This window comes from Sedimentitalea todarodis, assembly GCF_032595355.1.
Taxonomy (GTDB): domain Bacteria; phylum Pseudomonadota; class Alphaproteobacteria; order Rhodobacterales; family Rhodobacteraceae; genus Sedimentitalea; species Sedimentitalea todarodis.
Genome location: NZ_JASMWN010000005.1, coordinates 55847 through 73182 on the forward strand (window position 1 = coordinate 55847; position 17336 = coordinate 73182).

General features: G+C 60.2%; 20 protein-coding genes. 6 read left to right on the forward strand and 14 right to left on the reverse strand.

Going from position 1 to position 17336, the window contains the following annotated elements:
- The first annotated feature begins 50 nt into the window (after positions 1–50).
- The 5 genes from QO231_RS08435 (at position 51) to QO231_RS08455 (ending at position 5178) form a co-directional block, all read left to right on the forward strand.
- Positions 51–944: a fructose bisphosphate aldolase gene (locus QO231_RS08435; RefSeq protein ID WP_316775103.1), complete on the forward strand. Its 894-nt coding sequence runs from the start codon at positions 51–53 to the stop codon at positions 942–944.
- Positions 945–1090: 146 nt separating this feature from the next.
- Positions 1091–1390, forward strand: a complete 300-nt coding sequence (locus QO231_RS08440; RefSeq protein ID WP_316775105.1) for an FtsB family cell division protein — start codon at positions 1091–1093, stop codon at positions 1388–1390.
- A gap of 96 nt (positions 1391–1486) precedes the next feature.
- The gene (pdhA, locus tag QO231_RS08445; RefSeq protein ID WP_316775107.1) at positions 1487–2497 is read left to right on the forward strand and encodes a pyruvate dehydrogenase (acetyl-transferring) E1 component subunit alpha; all 1011 of its coding nucleotides are present in this window, start codon (positions 1487–1489) and stop codon (positions 2495–2497) included.
- Between the two features lie 16 nt (positions 2498–2513).
- Positions 2514–3869 carry a pyruvate dehydrogenase complex E1 component subunit beta gene (locus QO231_RS08450; protein ID WP_316775108.1) on the forward strand — a complete coding sequence of 452 codons (1356 nt, stop codon included), beginning with the start codon at positions 2514–2516 and terminating at the stop codon, positions 3867–3869.
- 10 nt (positions 3870–3879) lie between these two features.
- Positions 3880–5178, forward strand: coding sequence for a pyruvate dehydrogenase complex dihydrolipoamide acetyltransferase (locus QO231_RS08455; RefSeq protein ID WP_316775110.1), 1299 nt, complete (start codon positions 3880–3882; stop codon positions 5176–5178).
- A 41-nt stretch (positions 5179–5219) separates the two neighbouring features.
- Here the strand turns inward: QO231_RS08455 and cysE are convergent, their stop codons facing one another.
- A complete protein-coding gene (gene cysE, locus QO231_RS08460; protein ID WP_316775112.1) occupies positions 5220–6029 on the reverse strand; it encodes a serine O-acetyltransferase in 810 nt (269 codons plus the stop codon).
- An 85-nt stretch (positions 6030–6114) separates the two neighbouring features.
- Here cysE and QO231_RS08465 point away from each other — a divergent pair, with 85 nt between their 5' ends.
- Positions 6115–6453, forward strand: coding sequence for a TraR/DksA family transcriptional regulator (locus QO231_RS08465; protein ID WP_316775114.1), 339 nt, complete (start codon positions 6115–6117; stop codon positions 6451–6453).
- A 32-nt stretch (positions 6454–6485) separates the two neighbouring features.
- Here QO231_RS08465 and QO231_RS08470 read toward each other — a convergent pair whose 3' ends face one another.
- The 13 genes from QO231_RS08470 to QO231_RS08530 all read right to left on the reverse strand — a co-directional run bounded on the left by QO231_RS08470 (position 6486) and on the right by QO231_RS08530 (position 17312).
- Positions 6486–10415 carry a baseplate multidomain protein megatron gene (locus QO231_RS08470; protein ID WP_316775116.1) on the reverse strand — a complete coding sequence of 1310 codons (3930 nt, stop codon included), beginning with the start codon at positions 10413–10415 and terminating at the stop codon, positions 6486–6488.
- Entirely contained in the window at positions 10415–10867 is a 453-nt protein-coding gene (locus tag QO231_RS08475; protein WP_316775118.1) for an NlpC/P60 family protein, read from the reverse strand. The genes QO231_RS08470 and QO231_RS08475 overlap by 1 nt, the downstream gene beginning before the upstream one ends.
- Positions 10864–11751 (reverse strand): DUF2163 domain-containing protein, encoded by an 888-nt coding sequence (locus QO231_RS08480; RefSeq protein ID WP_316775121.1) that lies wholly within the window; start codon positions 11749–11751, stop codon positions 10864–10866. Before QO231_RS08480 ends, QO231_RS08475 begins: the two co-directional genes overlap by 4 nt.
- Positions 11751–12383 (reverse strand): DUF2460 domain-containing protein, encoded by a 633-nt coding sequence (locus tag QO231_RS08485; RefSeq protein ID WP_316775123.1) that lies wholly within the window; start codon positions 12381–12383, stop codon positions 11751–11753. The genes QO231_RS08480 and QO231_RS08485 overlap by 1 nt, the downstream gene beginning before the upstream one ends.
- Before the next feature lie 24 nt (positions 12384–12407).
- Positions 12408–13067 (reverse strand): phage tail tape measure protein, encoded by a 660-nt coding sequence (locus QO231_RS08490; protein ID WP_316775125.1) that lies wholly within the window; start codon positions 13065–13067, stop codon positions 12408–12410.
- Positions 13060–13263: a rcc01693 family protein gene (locus QO231_RS08495; protein ID WP_316775126.1), complete on the reverse strand. Its 204-nt coding sequence runs from the start codon at positions 13261–13263 to the stop codon at positions 13060–13062. The genes QO231_RS08490 and QO231_RS08495 overlap by 8 nt, the downstream gene beginning before the upstream one ends.
- Positions 13260–13580: a gene transfer agent family protein gene (locus QO231_RS08500; protein WP_316775128.1), complete on the reverse strand. Its 321-nt coding sequence runs from the start codon at positions 13578–13580 to the stop codon at positions 13260–13262. The genes QO231_RS08495 and QO231_RS08500 overlap by 4 nt, the downstream gene beginning before the upstream one ends.
- A gap of 4 nt (positions 13581–13584) precedes the next feature.
- Positions 13585–13998, reverse strand: a complete 414-nt coding sequence (locus tag QO231_RS08505) for a phage major tail protein, TP901-1 family (protein ID WP_316775129.1) — start codon at positions 13996–13998, stop codon at positions 13585–13587.
- Between the two features lie 25 nt (positions 13999–14023).
- Positions 14024–14437: a DUF3168 domain-containing protein gene (locus QO231_RS08510; protein WP_316775130.1), complete on the reverse strand. Its 414-nt coding sequence runs from the start codon at positions 14435–14437 to the stop codon at positions 14024–14026.
- Positions 14434–14772 carry a phage head closure protein gene (locus QO231_RS08515; protein WP_316775132.1) on the reverse strand — a complete coding sequence of 113 codons (339 nt, stop codon included), beginning with the start codon at positions 14770–14772 and terminating at the stop codon, positions 14434–14436. The genes QO231_RS08510 and QO231_RS08515 overlap by 4 nt, the downstream gene beginning before the upstream one ends.
- Entirely contained in the window at positions 14769–15368 is a 600-nt protein-coding gene (locus QO231_RS08520; RefSeq protein WP_316775454.1) for a head-tail connector protein, read from the reverse strand. The genes QO231_RS08515 and QO231_RS08520 overlap by 4 nt, the downstream gene beginning before the upstream one ends.
- 168 nt (positions 15369–15536) lie before the next feature.
- The gene (locus QO231_RS08525) at positions 15537–16718 is read right to left on the reverse strand and encodes a phage major capsid protein (protein ID WP_316775133.1); all 1182 of its coding nucleotides are present in this window, start codon (positions 16716–16718) and stop codon (positions 15537–15539) included.
- A gap of 36 nt (positions 16719–16754) precedes the next feature.
- On the reverse strand, positions 16755–17312 hold the full coding sequence (locus QO231_RS08530) for an HK97 family phage prohead protease (RefSeq protein WP_316775135.1): 558 nt from the start codon (positions 17310–17312) through the stop codon (positions 16755–16757).
- Between the last annotated feature and the right edge of the window lie 24 nt (positions 17313–17336).

A 17336-nucleotide genomic window follows, 5' to 3' on the forward strand; every position in this document is an offset into this window, starting at 1 on the left:
GATCCCAACGATTCCCCGCGTGGGCCAAAACCAGCAAGGTGAATTGACCCATGGCAGACACACGTCAAACCGAACAGATGACCTCGGGCAAGGGTTTTGTCGCGGCACTCGATCAGAGCGGCGGCTCAACTCCCAAGGCACTGAAGCTCTATGGTGTGGACGAAAGCGCCTATGGTTCGGAGTCCGAGATGTATGATCTGATCCATAAGATGCGCAGCCGGATCATCACCTCGCCCGTCTTCAGCGGCGAGCACATTGTCGGGGCAATCCTGTTTGAACAGACCATGGACCGCGACATAGATGGCATTCCGACCGCGCAGTATCTCTGGGAAAAACGCTCGGTGGTGCCGTTCCTGAAGATCGACAAGGGATTGCTCGACGAGGCAGATGGTGTGCGGCTCATGAAGCCGATGCCAGGTCTGGACGATTTGCTCGACCGGGCCGTTTCCAAGGGCATCTTTGGCACCAAGATGCGTTCGGTGATCGACGGCGCCTCTGCCAGCGGTATCGCGGCAATCGTGGCACAGCAATTCGAGATCGCGGGCCAGGTCTTGGCCAAGGGATTGATCCCGATCATCGAACCCGAAATCACCATCACCATCAGCGCCAAAGCCGAGGCCGAGGCGATCCTGCTTGCAGAATTGACCAAGCACGTGGATGCAATGCCCGCCGACCAACAGGTCATCCTGAAACTGACCTTGCCGGAAACCGCCAACACCTATGCGTCGCTGGTCGACCATCCCCGTGTCATGCGGGTGGTGGCGCTTTCTGGCGGCTATTCGCGCGACGAGGCCAACGCGCGGTTGAGCGTAAATCACGGCGTGATCGCTTCGTTCTCCAGGGCGCTGACCGAAGGGCTGTCGGCAGGCCAACCGGACGCCGCGTTCAATGAGGCCCTGGGCGACACCATCACCCGCGTCTATACCGCCTCTGTCGCCGGCTGAACCCCTGCCCTGCGGCCTTTTGGCCACGGGATCAGAATTTCCGATTCGCGCATGCCCCTCCCCATAAACAGGGATTCACAAGCCGATTCGCCTATGCCATAGTGCACCGAGAACGCCCGCAAAGGGCGCAGATGAGGCAGTGCAGTTTGACCCGCTCGACGCGCCCCGGCTTTGGGGCCCTGATCTATTTCGCAGCGACCTTTGCGTTGTGTGCCTATTTCACCTTTGCCGCCGTGCAAGGTGATTTTGGCCTGTTCCGCCGTGTCGAGATTTCCGCCGAGGCGGATGCATTGCGTCAGACTCTGACCCGGCTGGAAGCCGAAATCGCGTCGGCCGAGAACCTGACCCACCGCCTGTCAGACGAATATCTCGACCTCGACCTGCTCGATCAGCAGGCGCGGTCAGTGCTGGGGTTGCTGCGTGCCGACGAGATCGTGATCCGCTAGACTCCGCTCGCGTCAATTTCACTCGCCATCCGACGCCAGAGCCGTTATCCATAGTTTAGCATTAAACTATCACTACGCAGGGGGGAGTGCACCGCGATGGTCACGCGAAAGAGCACCAAGAAACCGAACGTTTCCGCCGAAGAGTTGAAGACGTTTTATCGTGAGATGCTGTTGATCCGGCGGTTCGAGGAAAAAGCAGGCCAGCTCTATGGCATGGGACTGATCGGCGGCTTCTGCCACCTCTATATCGGCCAGGAAGCCGTGGTTGTGGGCCTCGAGTCTGTCGCGGAAGACGGCGACAAGCGCGTCACCTCGTATCGCGACCATGGTCACATGCTGGCGTGCGGGATGAGTCCGGATGGCGTCATGGCCGAGCTGACCGGGCGTGAAGGCGGCTATTCCAAAGGCAAGGGTGGCTCCATGCACATGTTTTCCAAGGAAAAGCACTTTTACGGCGGTCATGGCATCGTCGGGGCGCAGGTTCCGATTGGCGCGGGGCTGGCCTTTGCCGACAAGTATCGCGAAAACGGCCGTGTGACCTTTACCTATTTCGGCGATGGCGCGTCGAACCAGGGGCAGGTTTACGAAACATTCAACATGGCCGCGCTGTGGGAGTTGCCTGTGGTCTTCGTGATCGAGAACAACCAGTACGCCATGGGCACCGCGCAGCAACGGTCGACCTCGACACCCGATCTCTACACGCGCGGCGGGGCGTTCGGCATTCCCGGCGAAATCGTGGACGGCATGAATGTCGTGTCGGTCAAGGAAGCAGGTGCCAAGGCGATTGCACACTGCCGCGCAGGCAAGGGCCCCTATATTCTCGAGGTCAAGACCTACCGCTATCGCGGCCACTCCATGTCGGATCCGGCCAAGTACCGCACCCGCGAAGAAGTGCAGAAGATGCGTGAAGAACGCGATCCGATCGAACAGGTGCGCAGCATGTTGCTGGCCGGCAAACACGCGACCGAGGACGACCTCAAGGCCATCGATAAGGACATCAAGAAGGTGATCAACGCCTCTGCCGAATTCGCCAAGGACAGCCCGGAACCGGCACTTGATGAATTGTGGACAGACATCTACGCCGACGTGGCGCCGCAGAACGCATAAGGAGGAGGACAGAAAAATGGCAACCGAGATTCTGATGCCCGCCCTGTCCCCGACGATGGAGGAAGGCACGCTGGCAAAATGGCTGGTCAAGGAGGGCGACACCGTATCCGCGGGCGACCTGCTGGCAGAGATCGAGACCGATAAGGCAACGATGGAGTTCGAGGCCGTCGATGAAGGCATTGTCGGCAAGTTGCTGGTTCCCGAGGGGACAGAGGGCGTCAAGGTGAACACCGCCATCGCGGTGCTGATCGAAGATGGCGAAGAGGTGGACGAGGCGCCAACAGCCAAGACCCCGTCCGAGCCCGCCGCTCCCAAGCAGCCGGACAGCAAGCCAGTCGCTGCCCCGGAACCCGCGCCGACACCCGAACCGGACTGGCCTGACGGTACAAAGCTCAAACAGCAAACCGTCCGCGAGGCGTTGCGCGACGCCATGGCCGAGGAAATGCGCGCCGATGATACCGTGTTTCTGATGGGCGAAGAGGTCGCCGAATATCAGGGGGCGTACAAGATCAGCCAGGGGTTGCTGGACGAATTCGGCAGCAAACGGGTGATTGATACACCGATTACAGAGCACGGGTTTGCCGGGGTCGCCGTTGGCGCTGCCTTTGGCGGATTGCGCCCGATCGTCGAGTTCATGACCTTCAATTTCGCCATGCAGGCAATGGACCAGATCATCAATTCGGCGGCAAAGACACTCTATATGTCGGGCGGCCAGATGGGCGCACCAATGGTGTTTCGCGGTCCCAACGGGGCAGCCGCGCGCGTCGCCGCGCAGCACAGCCAGGATTTCGCGGCATGGTTCATGCAGGTCCCCGGGCTGAAAGTGGCAATGCCTTACTCCGCCTCTGATGCCAAAGGCTTGCTCAAATCCGCGATCCGCGATCCGAACCCGGTGATCTTTCTGGAAAACGAAATCCTCTACGGACGCAGCTTTGATGTTCCGGTTCTGGATGATTTCACCGTGCCATTCGGCAAGGCCCGCATCTGGCAACAAGGCGACGACGTGACCATCGTCAGCTTTGGCATCGGGATGAAATACGCACTGGAAGCCGCCCAAAAACTTGCCGAGGACGAGATCAGCGCCGAGGTGATCGACCTTCGCACGCTGCGCCCGATGGATACCGGCGCAATCATCAGCTCGGTGATGAAGACCAACCGATGCGTCACCGTGGAGGAAGGCTGGCCACAGGGTTCGGTTGGAAGCTATATCAGTTCGGTCTTGATGCAGGAGGCGTTTGATTACCTTGATGCCCCGGTGATCAACTGCACCGGCAAGGATGTTCCGATGCCCTATGCCGCCAATCTTGAGAAACACGCGCTGGTCACCACCGACGAGGTGATCGCCGCCGTGAAACAAGTGACCTACAGGTGAGGAGCGCGCGATGACGACGAAAATCCTGATGCCCGCCCTGTCCCCGACGATGGAAGACGGCACGCTTGCAAAATGGCTGGTCAAGGAGGGCGACACCGTATCCGCGGGCGACCTCCTGGCCGAGATCGAAACCGACAAGGCAACGATGGAATTCGAAGCCGTTGACGAAGGTACGATCGGAAAACTGCTGGTTGCGGACGGCACCGAAGGAGTCAAGGTCAACACGCCGATTGCCGTGCTGCTCGAAGACGGCGAAACCGCAGATGACATTGGCGAGACCGCCTCGCAGGCCAGCCCCCCGGCCCAGAAAGATGCACCTGCTGCGACGGCAGATACCGCAAAGGTGATCGAGAGCCCGGCAGCACCTGCGCGCGATGGCGACCGTGTGTTTGCATCACCCTTGGCGCGCCGGATCGCGGCGGAAAAGGGACTCGACCTTCAATCGATCAAGGGTACCGGCCCGCGCGGGCGGATCATCAAAGCGGATGTAGTCGATACCGAGCCTGAGGATGCACCGGCCCCGACTGCGAACGTTGAGACGCCCAAGTCCGTCGCGCCGTCTGCCGCTATGCCATCAGGCGCGACAGCAGATACGGTGGCAAAGATGTACGAAGGGCGCGCCTATGAAGAGATCGCGCTCGATGGCATGCGCAAGACCATCGCCGCGCGGCTGACCGAAGCAAAGCAGTCGATACCGCATTTCTACCTGCGCCGCGATGTTCGCCTTGATGCGTTACTCGCGTTCCGTGGTGAACTGAACGCGCAATTGGAAAGCCGCGGCGTGAAACTCTCGGTCAATGATTTCATCATCAAGGCCTGCGCGCTCGCCTTGCAGGCGGTGCCTGATGCCAATGCGGTCTGGGCAGGTGACAGGATTCTGCGGCTCAAGCCGTCCGATGTCGCGGTCGCGGTTGCCATTGACGGCGGCCTCTTTACTCCGGTCCTGAAAGACGCAGAGCTGAAATCGCTATCGGCGCTGTCTGCGGAAATGAAAGAGCTGGCGGGCCGGGCGCGCGACCGAAAGCTGGCCCCCCACGAATACCAGGGCGGCAGCTTTGCAATTTCCAATCTTGGCATGTTCGGAATCGACAGTTTCGATGCAGTGATCAATCCACCCCATGGCGCAATTCTGGCAGTTGGTGCGGGCGTCAGAAAACCGGTGGCCGGAAAGGACGGCGAAGTCGCTGTCGCAACCGTGATGTCGGTAACGCTGTCTGTGGATCACCGGGTCATCGATGGCGCATTGGGCGCGCAGTTGTTGCAACAGATCGTGGACCACCTGGAAAATCCGATGGTCATGCTGGCCTGAAACGACAAGAGGCGCAGAATCAAACCCCGCGCCTCTTGCGATCACGACATATCCGGAAACATCTGATCCATGGAGACAGAGGGTTGATCACACCCCGCCTCTCCGACGATCTTGGCTGGAATGCCGGCAACCGTCTTGCACGGTGGGACATCGGATAGAACGACCGAACCAGCCGCAATGCGGCTGCAATGGCCGACGCGGATATTGCCAAGAACCTTCGCCCCCGCGCCGATCAATACACCGTCCTCGATCTTGGGATGGCGATCTTCTTCTTCCTTGCCGGTTCCACCCAGCGTGACCGAATGCAGCATCGACACATTGTCCCCGACAACTGCGGTTTCGCCGATCACTATGGAATGAGCATGGTCGATCATGATCCCCTTGCCGATCTGCGCCGCCGGGTGGATATCGATCCCGAAGATCTCCGATACCCGCATCTGGAAGAAATAAGCCAGGTCCTGCTGACCGTTCTCCCAAAGCCAATGCCCGACACGATAGGCCTGCATGGCTTGATAGCCCTTGAAGTAGAGGATCGGCTGCAACAAGCGATGGCTGGCCGGGTCGCGCTCGAACACCGCAACAAGATCGGCGCGGGCCGCATCGACCAGCGCAGGCGATTCCTCATATGCCTGATCGGCGATTTCGCGCAAGATCGCCATCGACATCTCGTTTGACGACAGTTTTGCTGAAATGCGATATGAGAGCGCTTTCTCCAGCGTCTTGTGGTGCAGGATACAGGCGTGGATCAATCCGCCCATCAACGGCTCGTCCTGAACCGCTTGCCGGGCCTCGTAATTGATACGGTCCCAAACCGGATCGACAGGAGAGAGTTTTCTGCGCGTTTCAGCCATGGCTTTGCTTCCTTTTCCACGTCTAGAATATGCATCTAACCACGCAAAAGCAAAACGCAAAGCCTTGATGGGACATATTCCAGATATGAATGATGCAGATATCGCCCGTTACACCGCCCAGATCGAGCAGATGTTACAGCGGCTTTCCAAGGACAATGAACTGGGGCGGGAGGGGCAGGCCGTGGTTTCGCTGGATCAGCAATCCGTCGGAAGACTCAGCCGCATGGACGCGTTGCAAAATCAGGCCATGGCCAAGGCCCAGCAACACAGGCGCGACCAGCAGAGACAGCGCCTGCTGGCCGCCCTGCGCCGGATCGACGAAGAGGAGTTCGGCTATTGCATTGATTGCGGGACCGAAATCGCAGCTCAGAGGCTGGACCTCGATCCCACGGTGTTCAAGTGCATCTCCTGCGCAAACGGCTGAGTTTGACCCAGGGTAGGTAGCGGTCCCAAAACTCAGGCTGCGAGGTCAAGCGATGAAAAGAGGCCGAACCCATAGCGATCAGATACCTGGGCGACCTCGAACCGGAGGGGTTCAGTCACAGCATCAATGTCCTGCATTTCCTGTGAGTAGGTCCAGCCAGGCGATGCAACTGTGACTTCTCTCAGCAGACTGGCCCCGCTCCAAATCCGGACGACATAGCTCTCATTCTCTTCACCCAGCGGCACCTCAGGCAAATCCCAGCTGTCCCCGTCAATGCGCGTGCGCCGCACCCATTCAAACTGCAGATCGCCATTTGCCGATGTCCGCACACCGAGGTGGCAGGGCGCGTAGGGCCGCAGCCCGTTGCCATCAAATGCCTCGACGAGATGCATGTAGGACGGGTCATCATAGCCACGGCGCGCGGGACCGATACGGTAGTGCCGCGCTATTCTCTTTTGCGCGCTGGCCAGATCAATCTGTCCCGGGGTTCCATCCATCAGGACAAACCAAGAACCGGCGGGCCAGGCTGCTGGCATGAGACCGTCACTGCCGCCCTGTCCCCGCAACCGGCGCGTCAACCGATAGGTATCCTCGGCCACCAATTCGGCGTTCTGAAATTGAAACAACTCCCAATTGCCGTTGGTACCATCCCCAATCGCTGCCAGATTGGCCCCGCTCAGAATGGCCGATTTCTCGCGCGCCTCCAGGGCACCACTCAACAGCCTGATCTGGAGCGGCGCCCCATCGTCCCAAATCCCCGAACGTGACCAGACAAGGGGCGTCTCAGTCTGCCCAACGACCGATCGGCTGGCGATTACCTGACTCAGGGCATAGCTGTCATCAGAGGACGAACTGTATAGGGCAACCGATCCCGGCCATGGCGTAGCCGTAACAGCAAGATGTGGCGCATGTGCAACCTCGTCGCCACGCATCAGCGGTAAGTCCATGAACAGTGGCAGTACCGGAACCGGGGCAGCAAAAGATTTCACGCTCGGAACATCGTCGGCCATTTCCGGTGTTTCATAGATATCGCGTTCGATCCTCACAGAGTCGAGTAACTGGAGGTCAGACTGTTCGACTCTGTCTACCCGATAAAGCGCGTTCTCCTCGTCGCTACCCGATGCGAGTTGCACGACATCGCCCGCACCAACGTGCATCAGAGACGGTGGCAGCGCAAACCGCACCGATTCCCGTGACACCCGTGCCTCCGCCAACCACCGCTCTGCCACTTGCCGTCCTTCGGATCGTGTCATGGCAATCTGCAAGTCCGATGATGTGACCGCATGCGTCGCAGTGTCCGCCAATACGGCTTCTTCGGCGACGATGTCATGATCCGCGCCCGATTGGACAAAACGCAATCGCACCCGTCCGGTCATTTCTGCCTCGGCTTCCCGACGATGCTCGATCTGTCCATCCAGTTCGTTTGAGACCGCCAATCTGTCGGCGGCGAGCGTATGCGGACGGACCGTGCCGCGCATTACAAACCGCAGCACACCGTCGCGCTCAATCGCATCAAATCCATACCGAAGCATCAGAGGCTGAAGCGCGGTCCGCGCGGTTGCGACATCATCGACGGAATACCCGCGCACCATGCCAAACAGCCCGGAAGTATCGATATCGGTCACCCCCGAACGGCGGCAGATTTCCTCGACGACAGATGCAAGTGTGCGTGCCCCTGCCCGGCCATTCAACCAATGACCCCGTGCCTGAATCTTACCATCGCTCCACAGCGCGACGTTGTTCGGAAAGGTCGGGTAAGGCCGCGTATCCCAGGCCCAGACATAGGCATTCTCCAGATCAATCATCGGGGCACCATAGGCTTCGGACACCGGGTTGTTTGCCGGCTGTGCCCAGTAATCCAACACGGTGCGCAGGTACTGTACCTGCATGAAATCATCACGAGACCCGTCTGAATATTTCGGCAATGCGGATTCAGATGATCGCTGATCAAGAAACTTGTTCGGCTGGTTGGTGCCCTTGTCGATTGCGGCGCATCCCAGTTCGGTAAACCAGATCGGTTTGGACTCGGGTGCCCAACTCGTCGGTTCATCCTGACGAACACCGCTGATACGTTCGTGGTGCGCATTCTGCCACCAGTTCCGAATGTCCTTATGGCGCCAGACCCATGGCTCACCATGGTCCGGATCTTCGATCGGCGTTCGGAACTGGGCGGCTTCGGCCTCCGGCGAATGATAATACCATTCGTATCCTTCACCGCCTTCGATGTTGGCCGCCAGATAGTCCGGATTGTAGATGCTCTGCCATCCGGCATCCGCATGATCATCGCCGTCCCGCCAATCCGACAAAGGCATGTAGTTGTCGATCCCTATAAAGTCGATGTTGTCATCGGCCCACAACGGGTCGAGATGAAAGTATCGGTCACCGGTGCCATCTTGAGGCTGATAGCCGAAATACTCGCTCCAATCGGCCGCATAGCCGATCCGTGTGTTTGGCCCAAGCAATGCGCGGACTTCGGCGGCGAGCGCACGTAACTCTGCGACCGCCGCGAACCCCGATGCCCCGCGGATCTGGGTCAACGCCCGCATTTCAGAACCGATACAGAACGCATGCACGCCGCCCGCCGCCGCACACAGCGCGGCATAGTGCAGGACAAACCGGCGCAACCCCCATTCCTGCGGACCATCATACGCAACTGAATTACCATCTATCCTAAAGTCAGTCGCCCGCGCTGATCCAAAAAATACTGCAACCTCCTGGTCCGCAAACGCCGTACCATCAGGCGACCCATTGCGCCCCGGCGCCACAGAAAGTGTAATGCGCCCACGCCAAGGCAACGCCGGCTGATCGGTCGCTGATGTCCACGGGTCTTCCAACCCGTTTCCTTCGGTCTGTTCCATCAAGATAAATGGATAGAACATGACCCGCCGACCGGAGGCATTCATGTGCCGGATGGCTTCGATCACCGATCTATCCGCTGGCGTACCGCCATAGATCGGCCGACCATCGCGCAATTCAATCTCTTCTGCCATCGCACGGGTCTGCCCCGCAACACTCCAAGCCATGTTGCCCCCTTCGATGGCGGCACGCTCGATCTTGGGTTTCAACGCGCAATGTCCACACCGCAGATCGCTGCCAAACCATGACGCAACCAACGAAACGGAACGGCAGGACGGAAGTTCTTCGGTCAGCGCCTCGAATGAGGTCATAAAGTCCGTCTGGCCCGACCGACTGTTGGAGTTTGCCGCCCAGTTGATGCCCGGACCCATGGTGTAGTGGACCGGCGTGGTGGCAAGCGCGTATTCTCCGGTGCCCGGTATCAATGCGGCACCCTTTACCAACTGTGCCAGGTCCGTATCATGGCTGGAGGAGTCCGATTGCTCGGCGCGCAACACCTCGAACGAAAATTGCGGGATACGATTTCCAAACTGTCCCAGGGGCAATCGTTCCAACACCACATAGGCAGTCCCTCGATAGGCCGGAACAAGACCTGCGCCTTCAATCGCCTCGATCAATGGATCCGGCAACTGGTCTGCGGTGCCGGTGTAAACGCGCATGTTCAGATCTCGAGGCGCGACTTCCTCGCCATCCGCCCAGACGCGTCCAATGCTCGCGATTTCTCCCTCGCAAACAGCGATCGCGAGCGAAACACTATAGCTGAAGGTGGTCACTTCGGGCGTGCTGCGACTGCTACCCTTGCCACCGCCGCCTGTCGTGGCGCTCCGCTCAAGAAAATCGGACGCCCAGATCACCTGACCACCGACCCGTACCCGGCCAAAGACTTGCGCGATAGGGTTCCCATCACCCGACTGCGTCAATCGAAACCGATCCACGCGCCCGGTTTCGACAGACTCCGATCCCTGCCCCAAAAGTCGCTGATCAATGACCTGCCCCAGTGTCGCGCCAACCGCTCGCCCGATGGCAACCGAAGAAAGTCCGGCGACCGTGCCACCGACCGTCCCACCAATGGCCGCGCCCACTGCCGAAAGAAGAATCGTCGCCATCAGAAAACCTCCAGAGGAAATTTGAAACGCGCAACAATGCGCTGTTGCCAGGGTTGGCTCAGCGGGCTCTCGACCACACCGTATTTCTCATAGGCATGAATGAACGCCGGCGACGCCCCGACCACCGAAACGATGCCCAGGTGCTTTGCGACCGCGCCTGTGCGCATGCGAAACAGAATGACATCCCCTGCCGACAATCCGTCGGTCACATGCGGCTGTTCGCTGAGATGGCTGGACGCCGCCTGCCAAAGCCGCTCCTGCCCCTGTGGTTCTGACCAGTCCATCGAATAGGCGGGCGCAACTTCGGGTTCGCTCCCCATGACATCGCGCCACACACCGCGCACAAGGCCAAGACAATCAGTGCCCGCACCACGGCAGGCGGCCTGATGTCGATAGGGCGTGCCGAGCCAGCTGCGTGCGATCTCTACTATGGTTTCTTGTCCGGACGTCAACGGCGGCTACCTCCCGAGTTTCTACGGCTTTGCTTGGGGACCGCCATCACCCAGTCCTCGGCCGGCAGATCGGGAAAACCCTGAAAATTGAGAATGTTGTTGAACTTCAGGCGACAGGTTTCCATCCGCTTGTCACACCCCGCATCAAGACGGACCATATCGCCACGGTCAATCCTCGCGCGGATCGGTTCCCAAAGCTCGACTTGGCGCTCGTTGCCGACCAAACAATCCTGCTTGATCATGCCCCACAATCCCTGCGCCGGCCCGGTCAGAACGCTCAATCGCCCACGCAGGAACCAGCCGGGTTCGAACTCGGTCATGTCGGTCCAGGTAAAACACCGCCCTTCGGCGAGTTCCTCGACCGCGCGCTCGTCCCGGTACCCGGGCGTATCCAGCGTGAAGCGGCACGAGCCATCTCCCAGAACGGCGGTACATGGCTTTTGATAGATCCGTCCCAAAGGGCGGTTCAAATTCTCGGTCAGCCCGCGCAGCTCCGCATGAAATGCGCCGCCGACTCTTCGCAATTCTCCGATCGAGCCGCGAAATTGCAACCAGCGGACGCTGACATCGGCCCAGTTCACCAACCATGCACGAACATCAGCCCCGTCATAGCGGCCAGAGTCTATGTCCTCCGGCCGCACCGACGCATCACTCAACGCACCAAGCGCTTCGGTGTTGTCGACAGACAGGCCGGTACTTTGCTGCAAAGCGAGAGCGGACAGGCCGCTATCGGCCTTGAACGTCACACCCTCGAAGGCAAGCGGAACGTCGTGGTCCGTAAATCCAAGCACGCCTCCGTCCTTCCGGGTAATCGCCCAACACCGACATAGCGTCGTCAATCCGCTGGCTATGTGCGCTTTAAAACCATCTTCCATGCCAGCCATCAGACACGCACCTCGACAACCGGGACGTTGGGGACGTCCCCGGCCTGAAAACTGGCTACGCTGGTCTGGATACGGTCCGTGTCGAACCGCACCGGTACGTCGAACTCAAACCCGGCAGTGACCCGCATGGATTTGACCGGCGGCTTGTCGAATTGGACAAGGCCAGTGGTCATATCCACCTGATAATCCACCGACTCGCGCATTTCGTCCTGCTCAATCCCGATGCGAACAGAACCGGCGACCGGCTTGCTGATCGGGCGCGCATACGAAAACTCGCCAGAGCGATAGGTCTTGATCAACTGAAACGCTGTTTGACCACCGTCTGCGGTTGCGATGACCTGATCATCAAACTTCGTCTCGACCGAGGCTCGACCAGATTTGAAATCCGACCAGTCCTTCCAGCGAAACCCATACATCTGGCCGTGACGCGCCTCGAAAAACGCGATCAGCGTTTCCACATCGTCCAAAGACCGCATGCCCAGACCTGCGTCGTATCTGCGCCTGGAATGCGCCCAGGGCGTATTGCGTTCCTCAAAACCGTTGGCCAGCGTCACGACATCCGTGCGGCGCTCCGGTCCCCCTACCGAGCCAAAGCTCAGCGAGGCCGGGAATCTCACCTCATGAAAATTCATTGCGTTTTCCCCCTTTCGTCCGATTTAGCGATTGCGATTGCCACGGCTCAATGCCCGGCTCATCTGGGCCGCGATCTGGCCCTGGCTCCGATTGAAACCCTGCACATCCGGCGTCGAGATGTTCATCACCACACTGACGCCACGACCGCCCGCGCTGCGGACACCCAGCTTGCCATCCGCTCCGCGCGCCAACGGCATGATCGCCTCTGGTCCCGCCTCGCCCATCAACCCGGTGCCGCCGCGCATGGGAAAGGTCACAGGTCCCGATACCACTCCGCCATTTGCAAACGGCATGACACGGCCTTGCGAAAAGCTCCCGCCGTCGGCAAAGGGCAGCAGGCCCTCGACTATGCCGTTCACCCCATCTGCCAGCAATCCGCCGAAATGGTTCGCAACCGGTTTGATTGCAGCCGAATAGGTTGTCTGGATCATTGACTTTGCGACAGTCTCCATTGCGTCCGACACCTTCATGCCGTCAAACACCAGACCGTCAAAGGCGCGCCGCAGCCCCTTGGACAGCCCGCGTTCAAGCGTCGATACGTCCTTGCCCGTCGCGGACAACGCATCCCGAACGCGGCGCAACTCGCTGTCAAACCCGGCCGCCATGCTGGCAGCAGCCCCCAGACTGTCCTCCAGCGCTTCGGCCTGATCATCAAGGTCGACTATTCCATCGCGATCATTCATCGCATTCTCCTCGTTGCCTGTCCGGATACGCGTCCAACAACGCGTCCAGCCCGGTCCGGGACAAGGCGGCACTTGCCGCCCCCTGACCCAGCATCAATCGCAATTCCGCCGGGGTCAGGCGCCAGAATTCCTCTGGACGCAACCGCAACCCCTGTACACCGGCCCGCATCAGGGCAGGCCAGTCAAACCCGCTCATGTTTCGCCCGGCACCATGAAGGCCCGCGCCAACAGTTCGGCAGCCACCCGCGCCGCTTGCATCGGGCCACCCTCGATCTCGGCCTGTCCAAGCTCTTTGACGCTCAGTTCGACGCCGCCGCCGCGCAGACCCGCTGCCAGCAATGCCATCACATCACGCATCGAAAACGATGAACTCTCGAACCGCTCGACCAGCGCCACCAACGATTGTGTCTCCATCACCTGTTCAAGTTCTGCCAATGCCCCAAGCGTCAGCTTGAGAACCCGCCGCTGCCCATCGATGACCAATGCCACCTCTCCCGTCCACGGATTGGCCATCAGATCACAGCGCCGTAAAGTTCAGGGCGCCAGCACTGGCCATCGACATCTCATATGTCGCCTCGCCATTGTGGCTGCCCGCATAGTCGATCGACGTCACCTGAAATGCGCCTTCGACGATTCCGAAATCGGGAATGATCACCTGGAAATCCGGCGTCTCACCATCAAAGAACAATTGCCGTGCGCGTTCGTCGGTGCCTGCGTCCTTGAACACACCGGACCCCGAGATCGCCGCTGATTTGACGCCTGCACCAGACAACAACTCGCGCCATCCCCCCTGACTTTCAAGGCTCGTGACATCAACGCTCTCGGCATTAAAGCTGACGCGCGTCGCGCGCAGCCCAGCGATGGTTTCAAACAGGCCATCGCCTGTCATGTCGACTTTGACCAACAGGTCTTTTCCGTTCTGCGCACCCATATCGTGTCTCCAAAAAAATTTGTATTCAGTTGTCTTCGAGGCGCGCGCGAAACCGCAGGTCGATCTGCCTGACACGCCCCGCTCTTCCGGTTCTTCGCGCCTGAGCACGCTCAAACCAGAAACCGACCACGCGGCCCCGACTCAGGCTCGGGGTTGCCCCCGACAGCGCATCGCTCACCGCACCGGCAACCGCCTTGGCCTCGCCAAAGCCTGAGGCGTCGGTCACCACCGACACGGTGAACCGGTGTTCGGCACCGGCACCCTCGGTATCCGAGCGGTCGCGTACCGTTTCGGTACCGATCGCCACATAGACGTCCGGCAGATCGCCTGCCGGCAACGCATCAAAGATGGCGTTTCCCACCAGCGCGTTCACACCCGGATCGGCCAGCAAGTGCTGATACACAGCCGCCTGCAGCGCGCCCGCCATTGCATAGCTCATGCCACGATCTCCTCATCGGCAAAGCAAGTCAGGTACCGCGCTTGCGGGTCCTGTTCCGCAACCGCCTGGATCACGTACAGGCGCGTGCCCTCGCGAAACCTCTGACCGGGCATCGGCCTTGCTGCTGTTCCATGTGGCGCACCACGCACCACAATCCTGTAACTGACAGACGACACCGTCACCCCTGCCTCGGCCCGCTCGCGCCCCGTGCGGCTACGGACTTCAGCCCAGAGTTCGCCCAGGCTTTCCCAGCTCTGCGTATATCCACCGGCCCCGTCCGGAACCCTCCGAGGGGTCTCGAGAACCAGCTTCCGGTTCAGATACGGCATGGTCATAGCCCCGCCCCGACACCGATCCGTATCGCCCGATACCGCTGGATCAGGCTGGTAACACCAAAGGGCATACAGCCATCGCTCAGCGCGGTTTCGTTGCGATATTCATAGTAGTGCGCCGCAAGCAACAACACGGCCTGACCAAGATCGGCGGGCAGCCCACCCCAGGTCTCGGCATACCCTGCCGTGAAACCGATCCGGACCACGCTGCCGGTCTTGATCATCGGCAACAGGCTGCCTGACGGGCGCAGTCGCGGGCGCTGACTGTCAGCCTCAAGCCGAAAATCGCTCGCCGCCAGTTCTGACTCGGTGTCGATCGCATCGATCAACGTCACCTGCGTGATCTCCGTGACCGGAGCAACCGGCAATACCTGCCCCGCTCGATCTCGCCACCCTGTCAGCGTCCATGTAAAGTCGCGCGTAATCAGCACCTTGCCAGTGCGCGCCTCGATGGCCGCAATCGCTGCCCGCAGGAACCCCCTTAGAACACCCTCCTGCAGGCTTTCCTCGCCGAACCCGGTCCCCAGCCGCAAGTGCGCCTTGAATTCTGCCACCGGCAGCGCCACGTCAGGCACGGTGGTCTCTTCGATCAACATCATCATTTCACTCCGCAAGCTCGGACCCCTCCGGGCCAGTTCGATCTGATTTGATGGACGCGCGCCGCCTCACATTGCTCGGACGGAGGGGAGCAGCTAGACAACATGAAGGGTCTCGTATGACGCGCGCCCACCCCGGGGCCGGTTTCCCGGCCCCGCACTCGGCACTAATTAGGAAGTGCCGAATTTCAGCAACTTGATCGCAGCGAAGTCGGACACATCGCCGCCCACGCGTTTGGTTGCATAAAACAGGACATGTGGTTTGGCACTGAACGGGTCGCGCAGAACGCGCAGATCGGGACGCTCTGCAATCGTATAGCCCGCATTGAAATCGCCAAACGCTATCGAGTACGAGTTGCTCGCCGCGTCCGGCATGTCCTCGGCGACCACCACAGGATACCCCATCAGACGCGCCGGTTCCCCCGCTGCCAGGCCATCCGACCACAGGAAACGGCCGTCGGCATCCTTGAGCTTGCGAACAAGACCGGCGGTCTTGGAGTTCATCACAAACGTGGCATTGGCACGGTATTGCGCCCCCAGAGCGTAGACCAGATCGACAATCGCATCACCCGGTCCCACATCTCCGTCGACGCCGCTTGCGACATAGCCGACGCTGCCCCAGGACCAGTTGTCATTCTCCACCTTGGCGTGCGTCAGAACCCCGCGTGGCTTGTCCACACCATCGCCCGCAATGAACGCCGCCGCTTCGGCACGCGAAAACTTGTCGGCGATACGCGACGCCAGCCAACCCTCGATATCAAACGCGCTGTCATCCAGCAGGCGCTGACTTGCCTTGGGCAGCGCGCTCAACTCGTGCAGCGGGATGGTGATCCGGTCAATCTGAGGCGTGTCGGTCTCGGTCTGGGCGTCTGTTTCGGTTGCCCAGCCGGCCCCGACATCCGAGTGATCGACCAGCACGTCAAAGCTCGTCGCCTCGACATTCACCACCGCAGCAATCGACCGCAGCGACGCTGTGGAATGCAATACTGACTGCACCGTATCCGACGTCTGCGGGTCGACCAGAAAGCCGCCATCGCTGTTGACCGCCGTCGACATCGACTTGCCGGCCAATTCCAGGCCGCGCAGACCGTCATCGTCACCGCTGCGCAGATAGGCATTGAAGGCCTTCTGATGCGGCGCAGATTCTTCGGTTGCGGCGGACAGGCGCGGACGTGCCGCGAGTTGTGATTTACGATCCAGCATGGTCAGTCGCTCTTCTGTTTTTTGAAGTTTCATATTCATTTCGTCTTGAAAGCCCTTGAATTCGCTTACGAAGCCGGTCATCGCCTGCTTCACCTCCCGAACCAGGGGCGCACCTTCTCGGGCTGAATCCAGTCGCTCGGTCTTGCTCATCGGAACATCCTGTCTGTGGGTGAGAAAAAGGCGCGATTAACGGCGCGCCAGCTCCAGCCGCGCACTTTCCAGTGTCGCCGCCAATTCGCGCAGAACGGTTTCGGTCGTCAGCATGTCGCCCTTTGCCGCCACCCGCGCACTGGGCAGCATCGGAAAGGTCACGAGCGACACCTCCCAAAGCTCCAGTTCGGTCAAGAGCCGCTGGCCCTTGTCAGTCTTGCCTGCCTTCGTCGTACGATAGCCGATCGACAGGCCGTCGATTGCGCCCGCCTCAATCAGTGCCGCCGCCTCGCGCCCCTTCTGGGTGCTGTCCAGCAGCCGCCCCCTGACCCAAAGGCCCCGGGCATCCTCGCGCACCTCATCCCAGACGCCGATGGGTTGCGCCGGATCGTGCTGCCACAGCATCTTGACCCGCTGTCCGCACTGTTTCAGCGCACGGATCGAGGCCGCATAGGCCCCTTCCTGAACAACGTCACCGCCCTGATCGACCTGCCCGAACAGGCTGGCATAGCCCTCGATCACGGCCCCCTCGGTAACGCTTAGCCCGTCACCAAAACGAGCAAACTTGTGCTCCAACCCGGTGTCCATTTCCATGACACACTCCTTATTGATCTTGAA